This window comes from Flavobacterium cheniae, from assembly GCF_004363695.1.
GTDB classification, from domain to species: Bacteria; Bacteroidota; Bacteroidia; order Flavobacteriales; family Flavobacteriaceae; genus Flavobacterium; species Flavobacterium cheniae.
Genome location: NZ_SNZC01000001.1, coordinates 771,186 through 789,676, shown reverse-complemented (window position 1 = coordinate 789,676; position 18,491 = coordinate 771,186). Strand labels below are relative to the sequence as shown.

Below are 18,491 nucleotides of genomic sequence, written 5' to 3'. Positions count from 1 at the left end.
TCTCTTATCTGGATCCAAATATACTACTTCCTATTCGAACCATGGTACTTCCGCATGAAATTGCGAGTTGATAATCGCCCGACATGCCCATGGAAAGAGTGTTCAGTTGACAGTGTTCAGTGTTCAGTTTTTTATATTTGTCAAAAATCGTTTTCAAATGTTTGAATTCTTTTTCGATTTGGTTTTTATTTTCGGTGAACGTTGCCATTCCCATTAAACCGACGATTCTGATGTTTTTTAATTGTTTGAATTCAGTAGAAGATAAAATATCTTCCAATTCTTGTTCGTCTAATCCAAATTTGCTTTCTTCTTCGGCAATATATACTTGTAACAAACAATCAATTACACGATTGTTTTTAGCAGCTTGTTTGTTGATTTCTTGCAGTAATTTCAAACTATCAACTCCGTGAATCAAACTCACATAAGGTGCCATATATTTGACTTTGTTGGTTTGCACGTGACCAATCATATGCCATTCAATGTCTTTTGGCATGACTTCCCATTTATCGGTCATTTCTTGGATTTTGTTTTCTCCAAAAATACGTTGCCCAGCATTGTAAGCTTCCATTAAATCAGCCACAGGTTTGGTTTTTGAAACCGCAACCAATGTAACGTGAGGTGGAAGTTGGGATTTTATGTTATTGAGGTTTATTGAGATTGACATTTTTTTATTTTATCTATTAATGAATTTAAAATTAGATGTTCATCAATTATTATTTTTTCATTCTTTAATTCTTTGTAAGTATTGAAAATATTTAAAACTTCAATTTGTTTCCAATTGTTATCATAGTTGATCAAATATTTTGAGTTTCTATTTTGTATATTTAAATAATAAACCTTATCACAATATCTTCTACTAGAAATGACCTTCAATTTAATGTCTGATTCTGAAATTAAAAAATCTTCTTGCCAAATGGTATTATATTTTTTCCCGAAAAAAGTTAATTTATTTTCATCAAAGCATATTTTGTAAATTTCATTTTTTGAATAAATTATTGAGTAAAAAACAGTAAAAATTAGATATAATGTTAGAATGAATAAAAAGTAGCTATTTAGATTTATTTGTTTACTAAAAAGTAATATAAAAACAATAATTAAAGGTAAAATATATAATTTAAATTTATTCCAAAATCTTAAAAGGAATTTTTTACTTTCTGTTTCAAATATTTTCATAAATATAAAATAGATTCTGAAACAAGTTCAGAATGACAAAATTGTGTCTTTTTTCTTTTCTCTTGCTTCTTTTTTCTAAAAAAACCTACAACTCATACACCACCAAACCACTTCTAAACTTCGGTTCAATGTACGTAGATTTTGGAGGCATGATTAAATTGTTATCAGCTAAAGCTTTGATTTCATTGATGTCGGAAGGGTAGAGCATGAAACCAACTTCAAATTCGCCTTCGTCTATTAAGTCTTTTATTACCGAAATGGATTGTTTTCCTGGAATGTAATCAATGCGTTCGTCGTTTCTTAAATCTTCGATGCCTAATATTGGAAATAATACTTTATCGTATAAAATTTGGGCATCTAAATCATCTAAAACAGTTGTAGCAATGTGGTTTTCGTGTTTGTAAAATAAAGCATAAAAACTACCATCTAAATACATTCCAAATTCAAACTTGTTTTGAGGTTTCCAAATTTCTTGGTCTTTTGCTTTGATGATAAAATTTTCGGATAATTTTTTGATGAATTCTTCTTTGTTCAAACCATTCAAATCGCGAATCAATCGGTTGAATTCGTAAATTTTGACGTTACTTTCAGCAATTAAAAAACTCATGAAATAATTCAGATTTTCGTTGCCTAAATGTTTGTCTTGCTCGTATAATAATTCCGCTGAAGCCGAACGATGATGCCCGTCTGCAATATATAAATTCGGAATTTTTTCGAAATGTTCTTGTAGCCAATCGATTTCTGATTGCGTATCAATTTTCCAAAGCGTGTGTTTTTCTTTATTGGTAGTCGAATATTCGTAAACAGGTTTACTCTTTTTTCGCAACGCAATAAACGTATTGATTTCCACACTATCGGGATACGTAATTAAAACGGGTTCGGTGTTAAAATTCGTTTGATGTAAATAATCTTTGAACAATTCCACGCGATATTGCAAGGTGTCTTCGTGTTTTTTGATGACGTTATCTTGGTAATCTTTAACCGAAGTTCCGGCAATAATTCCAGTAAAAGTTTGTCCTTTTGACTGGATTTCGTACAGATAAAAAACAGGATGTTCTTCTTCAATCAGAATTTGGTCGTGTTTAAAATCTTGATATTTGTTAGCAACGGCTTTAAAACGCTTTTCCAATGACACTTTTTGTGCATTAGCATAAGCAGGATGAATCACATGCAAAAACGAATACGGATTAAAATCCAACCAAGCAGCAAGCTCAGCCGAACTATAATCGTCGTACGTTCTGCAAGTAACTAAGGCAACTTTATCTGCTACCGGACGAACTGCTTTAAAAGGTTTTATTTTAGCCATTTACTCAATTGATAATGGATAATTAACAATGGACAATTACAAAAATTATCAATTATCAATTATCCATTGTTAATTATTTAGAAAATTGTTTCGAAACTTTCTCTGCTTTTTTGCTTTCTGAGTAATCGTAGAAACCTTCTCCAGATTTAACTCCTAATTTTCCAGCCATTACCATATTTACTAATAACGGACATGGTGCATATTTTGGATTTTTGAATCCGTCGTACATTACGTTTAGGATAGATAAACAAACATCTAATCCAATGAAGTCAGCTAATTGTAATGGTCCCATTGGGTGAGCCATTCCTAATTTCATCACGGTGTCAATTTCTTGTACACCAGCAACACCGTTGTATAACGTTTCGATAGATTCGTTAATCATTGGCATTAAGATTCTGTTGGCTACGAAACCTGGATAATCGTTTACTTCTGTTGGAGTTTTTCCTAATTTAACTGATAAATCCATGATGATTTTAGTCACTTCATCAGAAGTAGAATAACCACGGATAATCTCAACCAATTTCATAATTGGCACCGGATTCATAAAGTGCATTCCGATTACTCTTTCAGGATGAACAACTTGTGCTGCAATTTGCGTAATAGAAATTGAAGAAGTATTAGAAGCTAAAATTACGTTATGGTCACAAACATCACTCAATTGTTTAAAGATGTTCATTTTTAAAGTTACGTTTTCTGTAGCGGCTTCCACTACTAAATCACAACCTACAACACCGTCTTTGATGTCAGTATACGTAATAATATTTCCTATGGTTTTGATTTTATCATCTTCCGTAATAGTTCCTTTTGTTACCATACGATCAAGGTTTGCAGCAATAGTTGCCATTCCTTTTTCTAATGATTTGTCTGAAATATCGATTAATTTTACGGTAAATCCGCTTTGCGCGAAAGTATGAGCAATTCCGTTACCCATAGTTCCTGCTCCAATTACAGCTATTGTGTTCATTTTGTTATTTTAGGTTTGTTTGGTTTTTTATTTTCTAGCGTTCATACAATCAATAATCTGATACGCCACACGTAATGCTTCGGTTCCGTCTTCTAACGTTACGATGGGTGTGGTGTTATTATTGATAGCATCAGCAAATGTTTCTAATTCGTCCAAAATGGCATTGTTGGCATCTACATGTGGATTGTCAAAATAGATTTGTTTTTTTACACCTTCTGCATTTTGTAAAATCATATCAAAATCACCTGGAACTTCTGGCGCATCTTGCATACGAACGATTTCACATACTTTATCTAAATAGTCAACAGAAATGTAAGCATCTTTTTGGAAGAAACGCGATTTACGCATGTTTTTCATAGAAATACGGCTTGAAGTAATATTCGCTACACAACCGTTTTCGAATTCAATACGTGCATTTGAAATATCTGGAGAATCAGAAATTACAGCAACTCCACTTGCATTTACTGATTTTACTTTCGATTTTACAACACTCAAAATAGCATCAATATCGTGAATCATTAAATCCAAAACCACAGGAACATCTGTTCCACGAGGATTAAATTCTGCCAAACGATGCGTTTCAATAAACATTGGATTTTTGATTTTATCTTTCACAGCAGTAAACGCTGGGTTGAATCGTTCTACATGTCCAACTTGCCCTTTTACATTGTATTTATTAGCTAAAGCGATAATTTCATCTGCTTCTGCTACTGTGTTTGAAATTGGTTTTTCGATAAAAATATGCTTTCCAGCTTCAATAACTTGTTTTGCACAATCAAAATGTTGCATGGTTGGCGTTACAATATCTACCACATCTACTGCGGCAATTAATTCGGCAATAGAATCGAATTTTTTATAACCAAATTCGGCTGCTACTTTGTTGGCGTTTTCTTCAAAAGCATCGTAAAAGCCTACTAATTCATATTTTTCAGATTGATTTAATAATCTCAAATGTATTTTTCCAAGGTGACCAGCACCTAAAACTCCAACTTTAAGCATAAAAAAGTATTTTCAACAAAAATAGAAATTAATTGATAAATCTTAATTGATAATTGACAATTTGTTTTCTATTTTTACAAAATAAATTCGTACCCAAATTGAAAGATACTAATAAGCATCAAGGACTTAGAAATCAGCTCGTAAAACAGTTGGAAGACAAAGGAATTACCGATAAAAACGTGTTAGCTGCTATTGGTAAAATTCCGCGCCATTTGTTTTTAGATTCTAGTTTTGAAGATTTTGCCTATCAAGACAAGGCATTTCCTATTGGAGCAGGTCAAACCATTTCGCAACCGTATACTGTGGCGTTTCAAACTCAGTTGTTAGAAGTGGAAAAAGATCATAAAATTTTAGAAATTGGAACCGGAAGTGGTTACCAAACGGCTGTTTTATGTTTGATGGGTGCCAAAGTATATTCGGTAGAAAGACAAAATAAATTGTTTAAAGTAACTTCTAATTTGTTACCTAAGTTGCACATTCGACCTAAATTTTTATCTTTTGGAGATGGTTATAAAGGCTTACCTGATTATGCTCCTTTTGATAGTATCATTGTAACGGCTGGAGCTCCTTTTATTCCACAACCTTTGATGGCACAATTGAAAATAGGAGGAAGGTTAGTAATTCCAGTAGGTGAAAAAGAACAAATCATGACGTTGTTGATTCGTAAAAACGAAACACAATTCGAGAAGCATGAATTTGGTGATTTCCGATTTGTACCGCTTTTAGAAAACAAAAATTAATTAGCGAAGATTCGTTAATTTTTGTTTCAAAACTTCCAATTCGTCTAAGATGGAAGTAATTTCTTTTTCTTTAGATGAATTCCCAACTTCAATGCCTTTTTCTTGAAGAATTTCAGTAATGGCTTGAATGGCAAATGGATTTAAATCGAAATTATGGTCTAGCTTTACTTTGTACCAAGCTACTAATAAAGGCTTTATGTCGATTTCTAAAATTTGAGCTAGCGTTTGGATTTGTTTTTTTGTTGGAATGCGAAATCCGTTTTCAAACTTACTAATTAAAGCTTGGTCGATTTTTGCTTGTTCCGCTAACTTTCTAGTGGAAAGACCTTTTTCTATTCGGGCTTGTTTTAAAATTTCTTTCATAAAAGTATGATTAGAAACTTTTCTTAATTCGGGCTATATCGCGTTTAGTATCTTGCTCTTTCAACGATTCACGTTTATCGTAATTCTTTTTACCACGACATAAGGCAATATCTAATTTAGCCAATCCTTTTTCATTGGTAAACAAACGAAGTGGCACAATTGTCAACCCTTTGTTATCAGAATCTTTGAATAATTTCTTTAATTCTTTCTTGTTTAAAAGAAGTTTACGCTCACTTTTCGTTTTATGATTGTAGTGTGTTCCGTATAAATATTCTTCGATGTGCGAGTTAATTACAAATAACTCACCATCATTAAATTCGCAAAAACTTTCAGTAATAGCAGCTTTCCCCAAACGAATCGATTTGATTTCGGTTCCGGTTAAAACGATTCCAGCGGTGTATTTGTCTAAAATTTCGTAATCGAATTTAGCACGTTTATTAAGTATGTTAACTGTCTTTTGCATAAGGACCACAAATGTAAATCAAAATTGTAGCATTTTAAAACGATAATTACATATAAATATTTTTTAATCTATGATTTATATCAGTTTTTAGGTTTTTACATCTAAATATCTTTGACACATAATTTTTAAACTAAATAAAAATGAGAAAAATAGTTTTTGCTTTAATGGCAATGTCTTTAATGACAGTAAATTTTGTAAATGCACAAGATAACGAAACAAAAGAAGAATCAAAATCAAATGAATTTAAAAGATGGCAAGTTCGTTTAAGAGCTGTTGGAGTTGCTCCAGACGAAAGTGCTAAAATTGGTATTATCGATGGTGATGTTGCTATTTCGAATGCTTTAATCCCTGAATTAGATTTCACATATTTCTTTACAGAACATTTTGCTGCAGAATTAATTTTAGGAACTGCAAAACATGATGTACAAGCAATTAATACACTTGCGGGTGATGTAAATTTAGGAAGCGTTTGGTTATTGCCTCCAACATTAACTGCTCAATACCATTTTTATACTTCAGACCAAAAAGTTTTTAAACCATATATTGGAGCTGGTGTAAATTATACATTGTTCTACAACGTAAAATCAGGTGATGTTGCAGGTGTAGACTATGATAATGCTTTAGGTTATGCTGCACAAGTAGGTTTTGACTTAATGTTAGATGATACTTTTTTCATAAATTTTGATGCTAAACGTTTGTTTTTAAGTACTGACGTAACTGTTGATGCTTCAAATTTAGCACCAGGATTAAGTATTCCAGCAGAAGTTGATATCAATCCATGGTTAATTGGGGTAGGTGTTGGTATGAAGTTCTAAACTGTTTATTAGATAGTTTTATTCGAAAAAGAGACTGCTGAAAAGTAGTCTCTTTTTTTGGCATGTATTTTGTTAATTGTTTGAAGTTATTTTTAGGTTTGAAATAAAAGAGAAAAAAAGTGACTTTATTTAGTTTTTTTTTTAATTTTATGAAACTAACCTAACTAATTAAACTATGAATACAGCATTTGAATTAATAGACAAAGAATTAATAGCATCTTTAAATTTTCCAAAATCGGATGTATTAGAAGATAAAGAAGATATATCTGGACGTAAAAACGATTTAGACAGAGCGCTTTCCTTAGGTAATTTGGAGCATGTTAAAATTAAAATTTACTTTGAGGATGATATATCAAAAAAAATGGTAGAAACTACTATTTGGGGCGTTACTGATAGTAGAGTAATACTTAAACAGGGAGTTGTGATACCTGTAAATAGAATTCACAAAATTGTATAACTATAAACAAAAACGAATGAAAAAAATTGCTCTTTTGGGTTTATCCCTATTATTTACATTAGGTTCTTTAGCACAAGAAACCAAAACAACTAAAGAAGCTAAAAAAGCTACAACAGAAAAAGCTGAGAAAGATAAAAAAGCAGCTGAAAAGAAAAAGAAAGCAGTTGATAAAAAAGTTGCTGATGCTAAAAAAGATCAAGATAAGAAAGTAAAAGAAGCAAAAGAAGAAATTTCGAAAGCAAAAAAAGAAACTGATGAAAAAGTTTCAAAAGCTAAGAAAGAAGTAAAATCAAATAGTGCTTCAGAACAAGGTCAAGCTAAATCTACAATTGGAAAAGCGAAAGCAGAAGCTAACAAAGCAGAAGCAAAAGCTAAAAGTGAAACAAAAACTAAGGCTACAGAGACAAAAACAAAAGTTAAGAAAACTGAAGTTGAAGAAAAAGAAGACTTAAAAGAAACGGCAACATCTAAAGCAGCTGAGAAAAAAGTAAAAGACAAAGTTACTGGAGAGTATAAAGGTAAAAAAGTATTTACAGGACCAAGAGGCGGTAAATATTATATCAACAAAAACGGTAATAAAACGTATATTGACTAATCCAAAGATTTTATTGTAACGTAATAACGATAAGCAATAATTGCTTTTTGCCATTTTTTAGCTTTGATAGGATCTAAACCTTGTTTGGTAAAACTAGGTAAAAGTGCTTTATTAAGTTTGGCAAGTAATTTATACATCGTTTAATTTTTGGCAAATATAGTAAAATTAAAAATCCCGAGTGAATCGGGATTTTTTTGTTATTTGGTTTTTACTTCAATTCGTTTTATTTTGGTAATACCCTCATTTGTTTTTTCTTTATCTGTTACTTCAAGATAATATATTTTACTAGGATCTATATTTAAAAAACTTTCTGAATTTGGAAGTTTTTTGCCATTTACATAAATATCAACTCTGCCATTTTCTATTATAACAGTAGGTTCTCCGGGGATTTTTAACTTATTTACATTAAAAATAATTGATTCATCTCCATCATCTGTAGTTATGATTTTTATTTCTTGCTTTTTAATTTCTTTATTAACATCTGTCCAAGTTCCTCCTGAAATAGTTTTGATGTTTTTCTTATGGATTTCTATTGATTTTTTACCGTTATTATTGTTTATGTTTATGGTTTCAATCTCTTCTTTTTCGATTTTGTCTAATTCTTCTTTTGTTGCTTTTTTTCCGTCAATGTAAATTTCTGCATCTTCTGGCAACCCGCTAGAATTTTTAGTTATAATTTTAATTTCTTTTTTGATATTACCCTTATTTACATCCACTGATTTGATGATATTTGCATCTATTCTTTTCATTTCATCCTCAGAAATCATTTTTTCGTCAAGATAAATAATGGTTTTTGGTTCGTCTGAAATGGTAGAATTTCCTTTAAAAATCATAATTTTTTTTCCGTTCTTTTCATTCTCATTCATTTCGATGGCACCGTCTAATTCAACGATTTTATCTTTCATTTCCTCCTTAGAATATTCTTTCCCATTTATGATGTAAATCACTTCATCTGTATCTGATTTTTTTATTTCGATAGTTTGAGCATCATTCCATTCTAGTTGATCAGCATCCATTTTCGCAAAAACGGTTGAAATGTTATTTCTGTCGAAACCAATATTTCCTTTTCCGTTTTCATTTATTTCTTTAAAAAAGCGAATAGGTTCTATAGCTTCTTCTCCTTTAATTGAAATTTTTCCTGAAGTTTTATCACTATCTTCAAACTTAGCTTCTAAAGCAGTGATTTCATTTTTAGCATTTCGTTTAATTTTTGAAATTTTTAATTCGATATTATGCTCTTTTTTTAATAATTCAGTTTCTTCTTTTATTTGCGCATCCGTTGTATTTTTATCAATTACAAATTGAATTAATTCGTTGGTAATTGATTTTGAAATTGTAACTTCCTTTACTTGAGCTACGGTTTCAATTTGAAACAATAACATGAAACCTACTAATAGTGGAAGAATAGTAGCATACTTCCAAACATTCTTTTTGTGGGATTGATTTGTGTGTAACATAACGATTCGTTTTTTGATTAATGATTGATAAAATTGATTAGTAATACTTAAATTGTGTTGATGAGTCACAACTTTTAATAATGTTTTTTGATATTCGTATTTGTTTTCGATTTGTTGAAATGTTTCGTTATCGGCAATAAATTCTAAGTTTTGAAGCATCGCTTTTCGGTAGAACCAAATGATTGGGTTTACCCAAAAGATAGCACAAAACACTTTTCCGATTAGCACATCAAATGAATGTTTTTGCTTCACATGAATGCTCTCGTGCGTTAAAATATGCTGTAATTCTTCTTCAGTAAACATATCTTTATTAATTACGATGTAACTAAAAAATGAAAAAGGATTTTCAGCTGAATTTGAATCTACCAAAGTATAATCGCTTTCTTTTTGCTTGTTTTGTTTTTGAATTCTTTTGAAAAACGAAACTAATTCTATTCCAATTTTCAAAATAATTAAAATTGAAATTACGATGTAAGCCGACATTAAAATCAAAGACCAATCTAAAGTAGCTTCTTGTATTGGAGTTTCGATAGTATTATAGGTTATTGGAATTGCCTCTTCATAATATTCAGGAATTGGTGTTGGTTCCACCCAAATTATTTTGGTAAAAGTGATTAGAGGTAAAATCAATGATAATATTAAACCCGACAAAAAGTACCAGCGATTCGAAACAAAAAATGTTTCTTTTCGAAGGAATAAAATATACATCAAATAAAATAAAATGATGAGCCCATTTACCTTGGCAAAATACATCAGTAGATTTTCCATACTATTTCTTTTTTTCGATTAAAGCTAAAATCTCACGAAGTTCGTCTGCCGAAATTTTATCTTCTTCGGCAAAATAGGAAACCAAATTTTTGTACGAACTATTGAAATAGTTATCAATAGCTGTATTCATAAACGTTTTTCTGTAATCTTCAATGGTAACAATCGGGAAGTACTGATGTGTTTTTCCGTAAGCATTGTACCCAACATAACCTTTCTCTTCAAGATTACGAACAATGGTAGAAAGTGTATTATAATGAGGTTTATCGTCAGTGATTTCTTCCATGATATCTTTTACAAAAGCTTTTTTTAGCTTCCATAAAATGTGCATGATTTCTTCTTCTTTGTTGGTTAGTTTTTGCATGACTTTCAATTTGATAAGTCAAACTTATAACTATATTTTTAGTTTTACAACTATTTTTATAGTTATTTAACTAAATTTTTAGTTTATATATTTCTTGGCGGTTCATATTTAACCAATTTCATGGTCCAAATAAAGAGTAAAACACCAATGATACCAAGTGTTCCCATGAAGAACCAATTGTTTTGATAGCTAAACAAACGAATCATATCCATACCAGCTTCGGCGCTTAAAATATGTGCTGTGCTGTAACTCATGGTAAAAATTGCCATATAGCGACCTTCATGGCCTTTAGGTGCGCGACTTATAGCAAATGAATTAGAGAAAGGAAATACAAACATTTCACCAAATGTCATAAACAACATCATAATGATTAAAATGCCTGCCCATTGGTTGACTAAAAGTAAATACATACTTATTGCCATTGCCAAACAGCCTAATGTAATGACTTTTAGCTTGTTAATTTTATGGCGTTCGATATAACTTACAATTGGCATTTCTAAAAAGAAGATTAAAACACCATTTAGAGTTAACAATAATCCTGTTTGTAATTCGGATAAATTAAATTGCTCTTTATGATACAACGGAATAGTAGTGAACAATTGGAAAAATAATATTCCAGTAATTAAAGTAGCACCAAGAAATATCCAAAAAGGTCTGTCTTTGAAAACAGAATTGGTTAGGATTTCGCCAGGATGTTCTTTATCGGTATATTTTGATTTTTTCTTTTCTTTTACTTTAATCCAAAATATTAAAATGGCTAAAATACAAGTGGCACCATCCACCCAAAATAAACCTTTGTAGCCCACAGTCATAATTAATAATCCTCCAAGTGCTGGTCCGGCAGCGAAGCCTAAATTAATAGCTAATCTAACTAAGGTTAAGGCTCGAGTTCTGTTTTCTGGTTTTGCATAAGCGCCTAAAGATACAAACATGGCTGGACGGAACATATCGGCAACTACCATTATGAAGAACATAGCGACAAGTAACCCTTCAAAACTAGTGACAAATTGTAATCCAAAAAAAGCAATTCCACTGGTCATTAAACTGAAAATCATGATTTTATAAAAACCAATTTTATCAGATAATTTTCCTCCTAACCAAGAACCTACGATGGAACCCAATCCAAAACTTATCAATATCCACTTCACCTGATTGTATGAAAAGTCTAAATCTTCTCTTAAATATTTAGACAAGAAAGGAAGTACCATGGTTCCAGCACGATTGATGAAAGTAATAAGTGTAAGTATCCAAATTTCGCGAGAAAATCCTCTGAAATTGTCGATATATTTGTTAAAAGCGCGCTGTAACATACCTAAAGTTGAATCGCAAATTTACGAAAGCTAACACGATTAAAATGTTATAGAAATTATATATTTTTGTAAAAAATGAATCCAATGAAAAAACTTTTGATTTTCCTATTATTTTCAACTATGACATTTGCTCAAAAAGACTTGTCTTCGGCTGAAAAATTTCAATCTGATTTGAATAAAAGTTATGCGGATTCATTGAAAAGTCCATTGACTAAAGAGGATTTAAAAGAATTTAAAGGTTTGGACTTCTTTTCGATAAATGAAAAGTATATTGTTGAAGCGACATTTATTAGAACCAAAAAGGAAAAGCCTTTTGGTATGAAAACGACAACTTCTAGAACTCCATTGTACAAAAAATATGGTGAATTACACTTCAATATTGATGATAAAGCATTTAAACTAAATGTGTATCAAAATGTAGATTTGAATAAAAAACCGGGTTATGAAGATTATTTATTCTTACCATTTTCTGATTTAACTTGCGGAAAAGAAAGCTACATAGGTGGAAGATATGTTGACATGAAAATTCAAAAAGGTAAAACTTGGACTATTGATTTCAATAAAGCTTATAATCCGTATTGTGCCTATAATTACGAATATTCGTGTCCGATTGTACCTTTAGAAAACGATTTGAATATCGAAATTTTAGCTGGAGTAAAGAAATTTCATGACTAAATTCATCAACTTACATACGCACAAATTTTCTAATCTTTTAGATGTGATTGAAGTCGTTAATCAATATCCGTGGGAGTTTGACGCTTCGATTCCGAATTATTCTATTGGAATTCATCCTTGGTATATTGATGAGAATCGTTTAGAATCCGATTTAGAAATCATCAAAGAGAAATTACAATTAAACGAATGTTTAGCACTTGGCGAATGTGGTTTAGACAAACGAATTGAAATTCCATTAGACTTACAAATATCGGTTTTTAAGAAACAATTAGAAATCGTAAAGCAAACTAATAAACCTATCGTTTTACATTGTGTTGCGGCTTATGTTGAAGTTATTACCATCAAGAGAGAAATGAAAATTGAAAATCCAATGATTATTCACGGATTTTCAAAAAACGAACAAGTGGCGAAATCACTTTTGAATAACGGTTTTTATCTTTCGTTTGGAAAATACTTACTTCGTAATCCAGATTTAGAAAAAGTATTTACCTTTGCACCCGAAAATCAAGTTTTATTAGAAACCGATACGATTGAAGAATCCATTTATCAAGTGTATGAAAAAGCAGCTTCGATAAAAGGAATTTCGGTAGAGGAAATGAAAACTATCGTTTTTACTAATTTTTCAAGGATTTTCAGTTAAACAATTAATCAATTTAACGATTCAACACTATTATGGCAAAGTGGAAAGAAAGAGCGGTATTATTATTTAAAGAAGAAGGCATTCAAAAACTTGAAAACGCTAATGTTTTGGTTGTTGGATTAGGTGGAGTAGGGAGTTTTGCTGCCGAATTTTTAGCCCGTGCTGGTGTAGGAAACATGACCATTGTGGATGGAGATGTTGTGGATATTACGAATATTAATCGTCAATTGCCAGCGTTGCATAGTACAGTTGGTGAACCAAAAGTAAAAATTGTTGGTGACAGATTAATGGATATTAATCCAGAATTAAAATTAACACGAATTGAAGAATTTTTGTCTCCAGAACGTGCCTATGAATTGGTTTCACCTGAATTTGACTACGTTTTAGATTGTATTGATAGCGTAACGCCAAAAATCAATTTGATTTTGGCTTGTAAACGTAAGAAAGTGAAAGTAATCAGTAACATGGGAGCAGGAGGTAAGTTTGAAGCTGAAAAAGTTCAAGTACGCGATATCAGCAAAACTGAATATTGTCCGTTAGCGAAGAATGTACGCAAGCGTTTAAAAATGGAAGGAATTTCAAAAGGAGTAAAAGTGGTATATTCATACGAACGACCAGATTATTCTAGTGTAAAAACCACTGATGGAACAAATTTCAAGAAATCTTTTTACGGAACGAACAGTTGGATGCCTGCTTTGTTTGGTTTACATGCTGCTGAAACTGTTGTAAAGCATTTGATAGGAAAGAATAAAGAATAAAAAAAGGACATTTAAAATGTCCTTTTTTTATTTTATCTAGAAGTTCTCATCGTTATGTCTTCGTTGTATTTGTCGTAAAATGTTTGTACTTTTTCAATATTTAAAATTCCTTTGCTATCAATAACCTTTTCTTTTAATAGCCATTTTACTAATTTTTGCATATTCTTTTTCGAATTCATACCTAATCCTGAAATAATATGCTCAACACTTGTAGATTCAACTTTTACTTTAGCGGTTAAAAAGTTTAGAATGATGTAATCATCATCAGTATATCCATTTGTTTCGTTGGAATGCCATTTGAATAGCAATATTTCGTCATCGCCTTCTAATGAGTAAAAGGAATGTTGGCTAACATTAATTTTTTCATATTTTAAAATTGGTGTTCCATCTAAAAGAACTTTATCGTCTTTAATTTCAACTTCTTGTGCATTTATAAAAGATCCAATTAGTATAAAAACAATTGATAAAAAAAGTTTATTCATTAGTATAAAATTTAAAATAATTATTGATTTGTATTAGTTGTCGTTCCTTCTACAGGTGTAGTGATTTCTACTTCAGTTTCAACTGGTTTTGGTTTTGGAATGTAAACTCGTTTTTTTATTGGTACAAAAATTTCGGTTACCCATTTTGAAGGTTTACGTTCTTTTGGTAAACTAACTTTATAAACTTCAATGTTAGTACCTTCTAAATCCTCAATTAGTTTTTTCTTTTTAATATAAGCTAAAGTTTTGTCCCAAGCTTCTTGATTGTGAGAATAATCGCCAGTTAAAGTTGTTTTTACAGCTAAAAATTCATCAAAATGACCTCCTGAAATTTCGCTACCCGGAGTAGTTAATATTTCTTCCTCCACCGGAACACACATTGAAAAAATGGTTGTTTTGTTTTGTTTATCCCAAGTATCATAAGTAATAAAAGGTAAACCAGTAATGATAATGTCGTTTTTCTCCACAAAAGCCATCATATTTTGCAACATGGTTTTAGAAACTTTTTGAAAATCGGCAAATGAACAAGTATCTATTTGTTGGATATAATTGGTTGCATGTTTAGTTACCAATCCGTGAATTTTGATATTGTAAGTAGTCAATTCCTTAACTAAATAAGTGTCAATGTTGTTTAATCCGTCTTCTAATTTATCTCCTAATACATTATCAACGCCACCTTGTAAAACACTCAATAATTTTAATTCAAAATCTAATTTCCCTTTTAATTCCCAAGTAACTAAAGCTCCTTTTTTTGTTTTTTGAAAACGCATAAAGGAATCGTTTTTCTCACCTGAAACCGTAATGGTTTGCATAATTGTATCACCTGGAACTGATTTTAGATTTTTAAAAACCGCATTGTCTTTATCCCAAGGATTCCAATCAACTAAAGAAGTGCTATCGGAAACAAAATTATAAACAATATCCTTTGAAGCTTTTATTTCTTTAGAGCGAACCACTCTATAGTCGCTTTGCTGAGTAGCAACAAAGACAACAAAGGCCACACTAAATAGAAGCAATAAAAGAAGTATGTATTTTAAAATTCTCATCAGGGCATGAATTTGTTTTTCAAAAGTAAGAAAATTAATCTTTCATTAGTACTTTAATTAAAAAGAGTAACCCAATGAAGCCTAAAAATCCAATAAATACCCAATAGGTTCCTTTATAGAACGGTTTCATTTGTCTTAAATCTTTACGGTATACCAATATCATTGTGGTTACAAACGCAATTATAAAGAAAATAGCAAAGTAGATTTGTCCTGTTGAAAACATATTGAAAATTTTTACAAAAATAAGAATTTAATACTATCTAATTTTTTAATTTAGAGAAATTTATAAGGTCAATTATGCAAAAACAATTAAAAGCAGTAAGAATTTTTCATGAAACCTATGGTTTAGGAGTGAGTGAAGAAATGAAAGCCGATTTAGGTGCTTTAAAAAATGAACTTCGTTTTAACCTAATGAAAGAGGAAAATGAAGAATATTTAGAAGCCGTTCAAAACAATGATATCGTTGAAATTGCAGATGCTCTAGGCGATATGTTATATATTTTGTGTGGCACCATTTTAGAACACGGATTACAACATAAAATTGAAGAAGTGTTTGATGAAATTCAACGTTCTAATATGAGTAAACTTGGAGAAGACGGAAAACCTATTTACAGAGAAGACGGAAAAGTAATGAAAGGTCCAAATTACTTTAAACCTAATTTTGAAGAAATTTTAAAATAAAAAAAAGGCGATTTCAATTTTGAAATCGCCTTTTTACTTATGTGTTTTTTAATTTTGAACACTGAACACTGAACACTGAACACTATATCTTAACAGTCCAACCAAAAGTGTCTTCTGCTAATTTATATTGAATGTTAGTTAGCTTTTCTTTAATTTCTAAAGCCACCGAGTTTTCTAATTTTGGTAATTCATAGTATTCACCTAAATAAGAAAAGCCTACGATTGGATTTATCACAGCCGCAGTTCCTGCACCAAAGATCTCTTTTAATGAACCGTCTTTTGCAGCAGCTACTAGTTCGTCAACTAAAACCGAACGTACTTCTACTTTAATGTTTTCTCTTTGCGCTAATTCGATAACACTTTTACGAGTAACACCATCTAGGATTCTTTCACTTGTTGGTGCTGTGTAAATTGTATCATTAATTCTAAAGAAAACATTCATAGTTCCAGCTTCTTCCAGTTTGGTATGCGTAGCATCATCTGTCCAAATGATTTGTTGGAAACCTTGCTCGTTTGCTAATTTTGTTGGGTAAAACTGTGCAGAGTAATTTCCTGCAGCTTTAGCCGCACCAATTCCTCCGTTAGCCGCTCTACTAAAATGTTCCGCAATAAGTACTCTAACTTCACCAGAATAATAAGCACGAGCTGGCGATAATATAATCATAAAACGGTATTCTTGAGAAGGAGCCGCAATTACACCATGACCGGTTGCAATCATAAAAGGACGGATATACAAAGTATTTCCTTTTCCTTTTTTAACCCATTCTTTTTCAATTTCTAATAAACGGTGTAAACCTCCTAAGAAAACATCTTCAGGAACTTCTGGCATTGCCATTCTAGTAGCACTTTTATTAAAACGGTGATAATTTTCATCTGGTCTAAACAACCAAACGTCATCTTGCTCATCTTTGTAAGCTTTCATTCCTTCAAAAATAGCTTGTCCGTAGTGGAATACTTTTGCAGAAGGATCAATCATGAAAGGTGCATATGGTTCTATAACAGGTTTTTGCCATGCTCCATCTACATAATCACATACTAACATATGGTCTGTAAAGACATTACCAAAGGTTAGGTTTTCAAAATCAACCTCGCTGATTTTTGAATGAGGAGCCGAAATAATTTCAATTTCGTTTAAAGTTTTTAATTCCATTAGGGTCAAACTGTTATAATTTATAGTTTTGTAAAATCAACAAAAAAAAGGTAGATTTTTACGTATTCGTTGCAAATTTACTAAAAAAAAGAAGTTTTATTTTTACTTACCAAAAAATAATTATCAACAACTGACAAAATTTTATCTTGATAAAAACTTTAAATTGATTTTAAATCACCTAAATAAATAAGAAATCTTCGTGTCGTTAACTTCTTTTACAAGAGATGAAACTTTCTTTTTTGATGCTCCGAAAATATAAAAAATATCGTTATTTTTGTTGAAATTATTCACAATTAAAATGAAAAAAATACTTACTCTATCACTTCTAACTATTGCATTTGTTGGATGTGAACAAAAAAAAGAAACTACTCCAGAAATTGCTAAAGTAGATTATGCTGTTTTTGGCGACTCTATTTCATCTGAAGGCGCTTTATCGAATGCTGAAATGATGGAAAAATTCAAATCTTTAAAAGAAGGCGATACTTTAGAAGTAAAATTCAAATCAGGAATCAACGAAGTTTGTCAAAAGAAAGGTTGTTGGATGACATTGGATTTAGCAGATGATAAAGAAGCTTTTGTAAAATTTAAAGACTATGGTTTCTTCGTTCCAAAAAATGCACAAGATAAAGAAGTTATTGTGAACGGAAAAGCATTTGTAAGCGTTGAAAGTGTTGATGTTTTAAAACATTATGCAAAAGATGCTGGAAAATCGCAAGCAGCAATTGACAGTATTGTAGAGCCAAAAGTAACGTACTCGTTTATGGCAAATGGTGTTTTAATTGCTAAATAATGAAACAGTTAATTCTACTATTATCTTTTGCTATTTTGTCGATTTCTTGTGATAAGAAAGTGGATGAAAAAGCAACAGATAAAGAAGCATGTGAAACCGATTCAAAAGTAAATAAAGACGGTTTTGAAATGTACGAAATGTCAGAAATGGCAGCTCTGATGGAACAAATGTATGTTGATAATGAACGTTTGAAAGAACGCATCATGAAAGGCGATACCATTGGTAAATTTCCGCAACATTTTATTCGCATTCATAAAGCAGTAATGACGGATGAAACCGATAAAGATGCTTTTTTCGATGAACAAGCAGCTAAATTTATCAAAGCTCAGGAATTGATTTATCAAGATCCAAAAAATGCTAAAGAACATTTTAATAACGGAATCGATGCTTGTATCAAGTGCCACGAAGTTAAATGTGGCGGACCGATACCGAAAATTAAGAAATTGTATATTGAGTAATGTACTCATTAAAATAAAAAGGTTTAAGAGCTAGATTTCG

General features: G+C 31.0%; 24 protein-coding genes. 10 read left to right on the top strand and 14 right to left on the bottom strand.

Annotated features, from left to right (window positions below; translation table 11 throughout):
* Positions 1–4: 4 nt before the first annotated feature.
* From C8D80_RS03805 to C8D80_RS03785, 5 genes are all read right to left on the bottom strand, one after another.
* The gene (locus C8D80_RS03805) at positions 5–664 is read right to left on the bottom strand and encodes a YggS family pyridoxal phosphate-dependent enzyme (RefSeq protein WP_133607528.1); all 660 of its coding nucleotides are present in this window, start codon (positions 662–664) and stop codon (positions 5–7) included.
* The gene (locus C8D80_RS03800) at positions 649–1,173 is read right to left on the bottom strand and encodes a hypothetical protein (RefSeq protein ID WP_133607526.1); all 525 of its coding nucleotides are present in this window, start codon (positions 1,171–1,173) and stop codon (positions 649–651) included. The genes C8D80_RS03805 and C8D80_RS03800 overlap by 16 nt, the downstream gene beginning before the upstream one ends.
* An 85-nt stretch (positions 1,174–1,258) precedes the next feature.
* Positions 1,259–2,479, bottom strand: coding sequence for a DUF1015 domain-containing protein (locus tag C8D80_RS03795; protein ID WP_133607524.1), 1,221 nt, complete (start codon positions 2,477–2,479; stop codon positions 1,259–1,261).
* A gap of 73 nt (positions 2,480–2,552) precedes the next feature.
* On the bottom strand, positions 2,553–3,443 hold the full coding sequence (locus tag C8D80_RS03790) for a 3-hydroxyacyl-CoA dehydrogenase family protein (protein ID WP_133607522.1): 891 nt from the start codon (positions 3,441–3,443) through the stop codon (positions 2,553–2,555).
* A 27-nt stretch (positions 3,444–3,470) separates the two neighbouring features.
* Positions 3,471–4,442 carry a Gfo/Idh/MocA family protein gene (locus C8D80_RS03785; RefSeq protein WP_133607520.1) on the bottom strand — a complete coding sequence of 324 codons (972 nt, stop codon included), beginning with the start codon at positions 4,440–4,442 and terminating at the stop codon, positions 3,471–3,473.
* 98 nt (positions 4,443–4,540) lie between these two features.
* Here C8D80_RS03785 and C8D80_RS03780 point away from each other — a divergent pair, with 98 nt between their 5' ends.
* Positions 4,541–5,182 carry a protein-L-isoaspartate(D-aspartate) O-methyltransferase gene (locus C8D80_RS03780; protein WP_133607518.1) on the top strand — a complete coding sequence of 214 codons (642 nt, stop codon included), beginning with the start codon at positions 4,541–4,543 and terminating at the stop codon, positions 5,180–5,182.
* On the opposite strand, the gene C8D80_RS03775 is transcribed toward C8D80_RS03780, so the two are convergent.
* Positions 5,183–5,545 (bottom strand): helix-turn-helix domain-containing protein, encoded by a 363-nt coding sequence (locus C8D80_RS03775; protein ID WP_133607516.1) that lies wholly within the window; start codon positions 5,543–5,545, stop codon positions 5,183–5,185.
* A gap of 10 nt (positions 5,546–5,555) precedes the next feature.
* A complete protein-coding gene (gene smpB, locus C8D80_RS03770) occupies positions 5,556–6,008 on the bottom strand; it encodes an SsrA-binding protein SmpB (protein ID WP_133607514.1) in 453 nt (150 codons plus the stop codon).
* Positions 6,009–6,148: 140 nt separating this feature from the next.
* Between smpB and C8D80_RS03765 the strand changes: the two genes are divergently transcribed.
* The 3 genes from C8D80_RS03765 (at position 6,149) to C8D80_RS03755 (ending at position 7,875) form a co-directional block, all read left to right on the top strand.
* Complete coding sequence (locus C8D80_RS03765; protein WP_133607512.1) at positions 6,149–6,823, top strand: OmpW/AlkL family protein; 675 nt, start codon at positions 6,149–6,151, stop codon at positions 6,821–6,823.
* A 175-nt stretch (positions 6,824–6,998) separates the two neighbouring features.
* Positions 6,999–7,280 carry a hypothetical protein gene (locus C8D80_RS03760; RefSeq protein WP_133607510.1) on the top strand — a complete coding sequence of 94 codons (282 nt, stop codon included), beginning with the start codon at positions 6,999–7,001 and terminating at the stop codon, positions 7,278–7,280.
* 16 nt (positions 7,281–7,296) lie between these two features.
* Positions 7,297–7,875, top strand: a complete 579-nt coding sequence (locus C8D80_RS03755) for a hypothetical protein (protein ID WP_133607507.1) — start codon at positions 7,297–7,299, stop codon at positions 7,873–7,875.
* Here the strand turns inward: C8D80_RS03755 and C8D80_RS03750 are convergent.
* The 4 genes from C8D80_RS03750 to C8D80_RS03735 form a co-directional block, all read right to left on the bottom strand.
* Positions 7,872–8,012: an SsrA-binding protein gene (locus C8D80_RS03750; protein ID WP_133607505.1), complete on the bottom strand. Its 141-nt coding sequence runs from the start codon at positions 8,010–8,012 to the stop codon at positions 7,872–7,874. The genes C8D80_RS03755 and C8D80_RS03750 overlap by 4 nt on opposite strands.
* Before the next feature lie 60 nt (positions 8,013–8,072).
* Positions 8,073–10,100: a M56 family metallopeptidase gene (locus C8D80_RS03745; protein WP_133607503.1), complete on the bottom strand. Its 2,028-nt coding sequence runs from the start codon at positions 10,098–10,100 to the stop codon at positions 8,073–8,075.
* 1 nt (position 10,101) lies between these two features.
* Positions 10,102–10,461 (bottom strand): BlaI/MecI/CopY family transcriptional regulator, encoded by a 360-nt coding sequence (locus C8D80_RS03740; protein ID WP_133607502.1) that lies wholly within the window; start codon positions 10,459–10,461, stop codon positions 10,102–10,104.
* A gap of 83 nt (positions 10,462–10,544) precedes the next feature.
* Entirely contained in the window at positions 10,545–11,771 is a 1,227-nt protein-coding gene (locus C8D80_RS03735; RefSeq protein WP_133607500.1) for an MDR family MFS transporter, read from the bottom strand.
* A gap of 84 nt (positions 11,772–11,855) precedes the next feature.
* Between C8D80_RS03735 and C8D80_RS03730 the strand changes: the two genes are divergently transcribed.
* From C8D80_RS03730 to C8D80_RS03720, 3 genes are read left to right on the top strand one after another with little or no spacing between them, the layout of a single operon-like run.
* Positions 11,856–12,446, top strand: coding sequence for a DUF1684 domain-containing protein (locus tag C8D80_RS03730; protein ID WP_133607498.1), 591 nt, complete (start codon positions 11,856–11,858; stop codon positions 12,444–12,446).
* Complete coding sequence (locus C8D80_RS03725; RefSeq protein WP_133607496.1) at positions 12,439–13,086, top strand: TatD family hydrolase; 648 nt, start codon at positions 12,439–12,441, stop codon at positions 13,084–13,086. Before C8D80_RS03730 ends, C8D80_RS03725 begins: the two co-directional genes overlap by 8 nt.
* Before the next feature lie 32 nt (positions 13,087–13,118).
* Entirely contained in the window at positions 13,119–13,844 is a 726-nt protein-coding gene (locus tag C8D80_RS03720; protein ID WP_133607494.1) for a tRNA threonylcarbamoyladenosine dehydratase, read from the top strand.
* A 32-nt stretch (positions 13,845–13,876) separates the two neighbouring features.
* Here the strand turns inward: C8D80_RS03720 and C8D80_RS03715 are convergent, their stop codons facing one another.
* Together C8D80_RS03715 and C8D80_RS03710 are read right to left on the bottom strand one after the other, a co-directional pair.
* Positions 13,877–14,326, bottom strand: a complete 450-nt coding sequence (locus C8D80_RS03715; protein ID WP_133607492.1) for a hypothetical protein — start codon at positions 14,324–14,326, stop codon at positions 13,877–13,879.
* Between the two features lie 20 nt (positions 14,327–14,346).
* Entirely contained in the window at positions 14,347–15,372 is a 1,026-nt protein-coding gene (locus C8D80_RS03710) for a GyrI-like domain-containing protein (protein ID WP_133607490.1), read from the bottom strand.
* Positions 15,373–15,669: 297 nt separating this feature from the next.
* Here C8D80_RS03710 and C8D80_RS03700 point away from each other — a divergent pair, with 297 nt between their 5' ends.
* Positions 15,670–16,053: a pyrophosphohydrolase domain-containing protein gene (locus C8D80_RS03700; protein ID WP_133607486.1), complete on the top strand. Its 384-nt coding sequence runs from the start codon at positions 15,670–15,672 to the stop codon at positions 16,051–16,053.
* Between the two features lie 82 nt (positions 16,054–16,135).
* Here the strand turns inward: C8D80_RS03700 and C8D80_RS03695 are convergent, their stop codons facing one another.
* Positions 16,136–17,203, bottom strand: coding sequence for a branched-chain amino acid aminotransferase (locus tag C8D80_RS03695; protein ID WP_133607484.1), 1,068 nt, complete (start codon positions 17,201–17,203; stop codon positions 16,136–16,138).
* Positions 17,204–17,501: 298 nt separating this feature from the next.
* Here C8D80_RS03695 and C8D80_RS03690 point away from each other — a divergent pair, with 298 nt between their 5' ends.
* Both C8D80_RS03690 and C8D80_RS03685 read left to right on the top strand, forming a co-directional pair.
* The gene (locus C8D80_RS03690) at positions 17,502–17,993 is read left to right on the top strand and encodes a DUF4920 domain-containing protein (RefSeq protein WP_133607482.1); all 492 of its coding nucleotides are present in this window, start codon (positions 17,502–17,504) and stop codon (positions 17,991–17,993) included.
* Complete coding sequence (locus C8D80_RS03685; RefSeq protein WP_133607480.1) at positions 17,993–18,451, top strand: hypothetical protein; 459 nt, start codon at positions 17,993–17,995, stop codon at positions 18,449–18,451. The genes C8D80_RS03690 and C8D80_RS03685 overlap by 1 nt, the downstream gene beginning before the upstream one ends.
* Positions 18,452–18,491 lie beyond the last annotated feature (40 nt).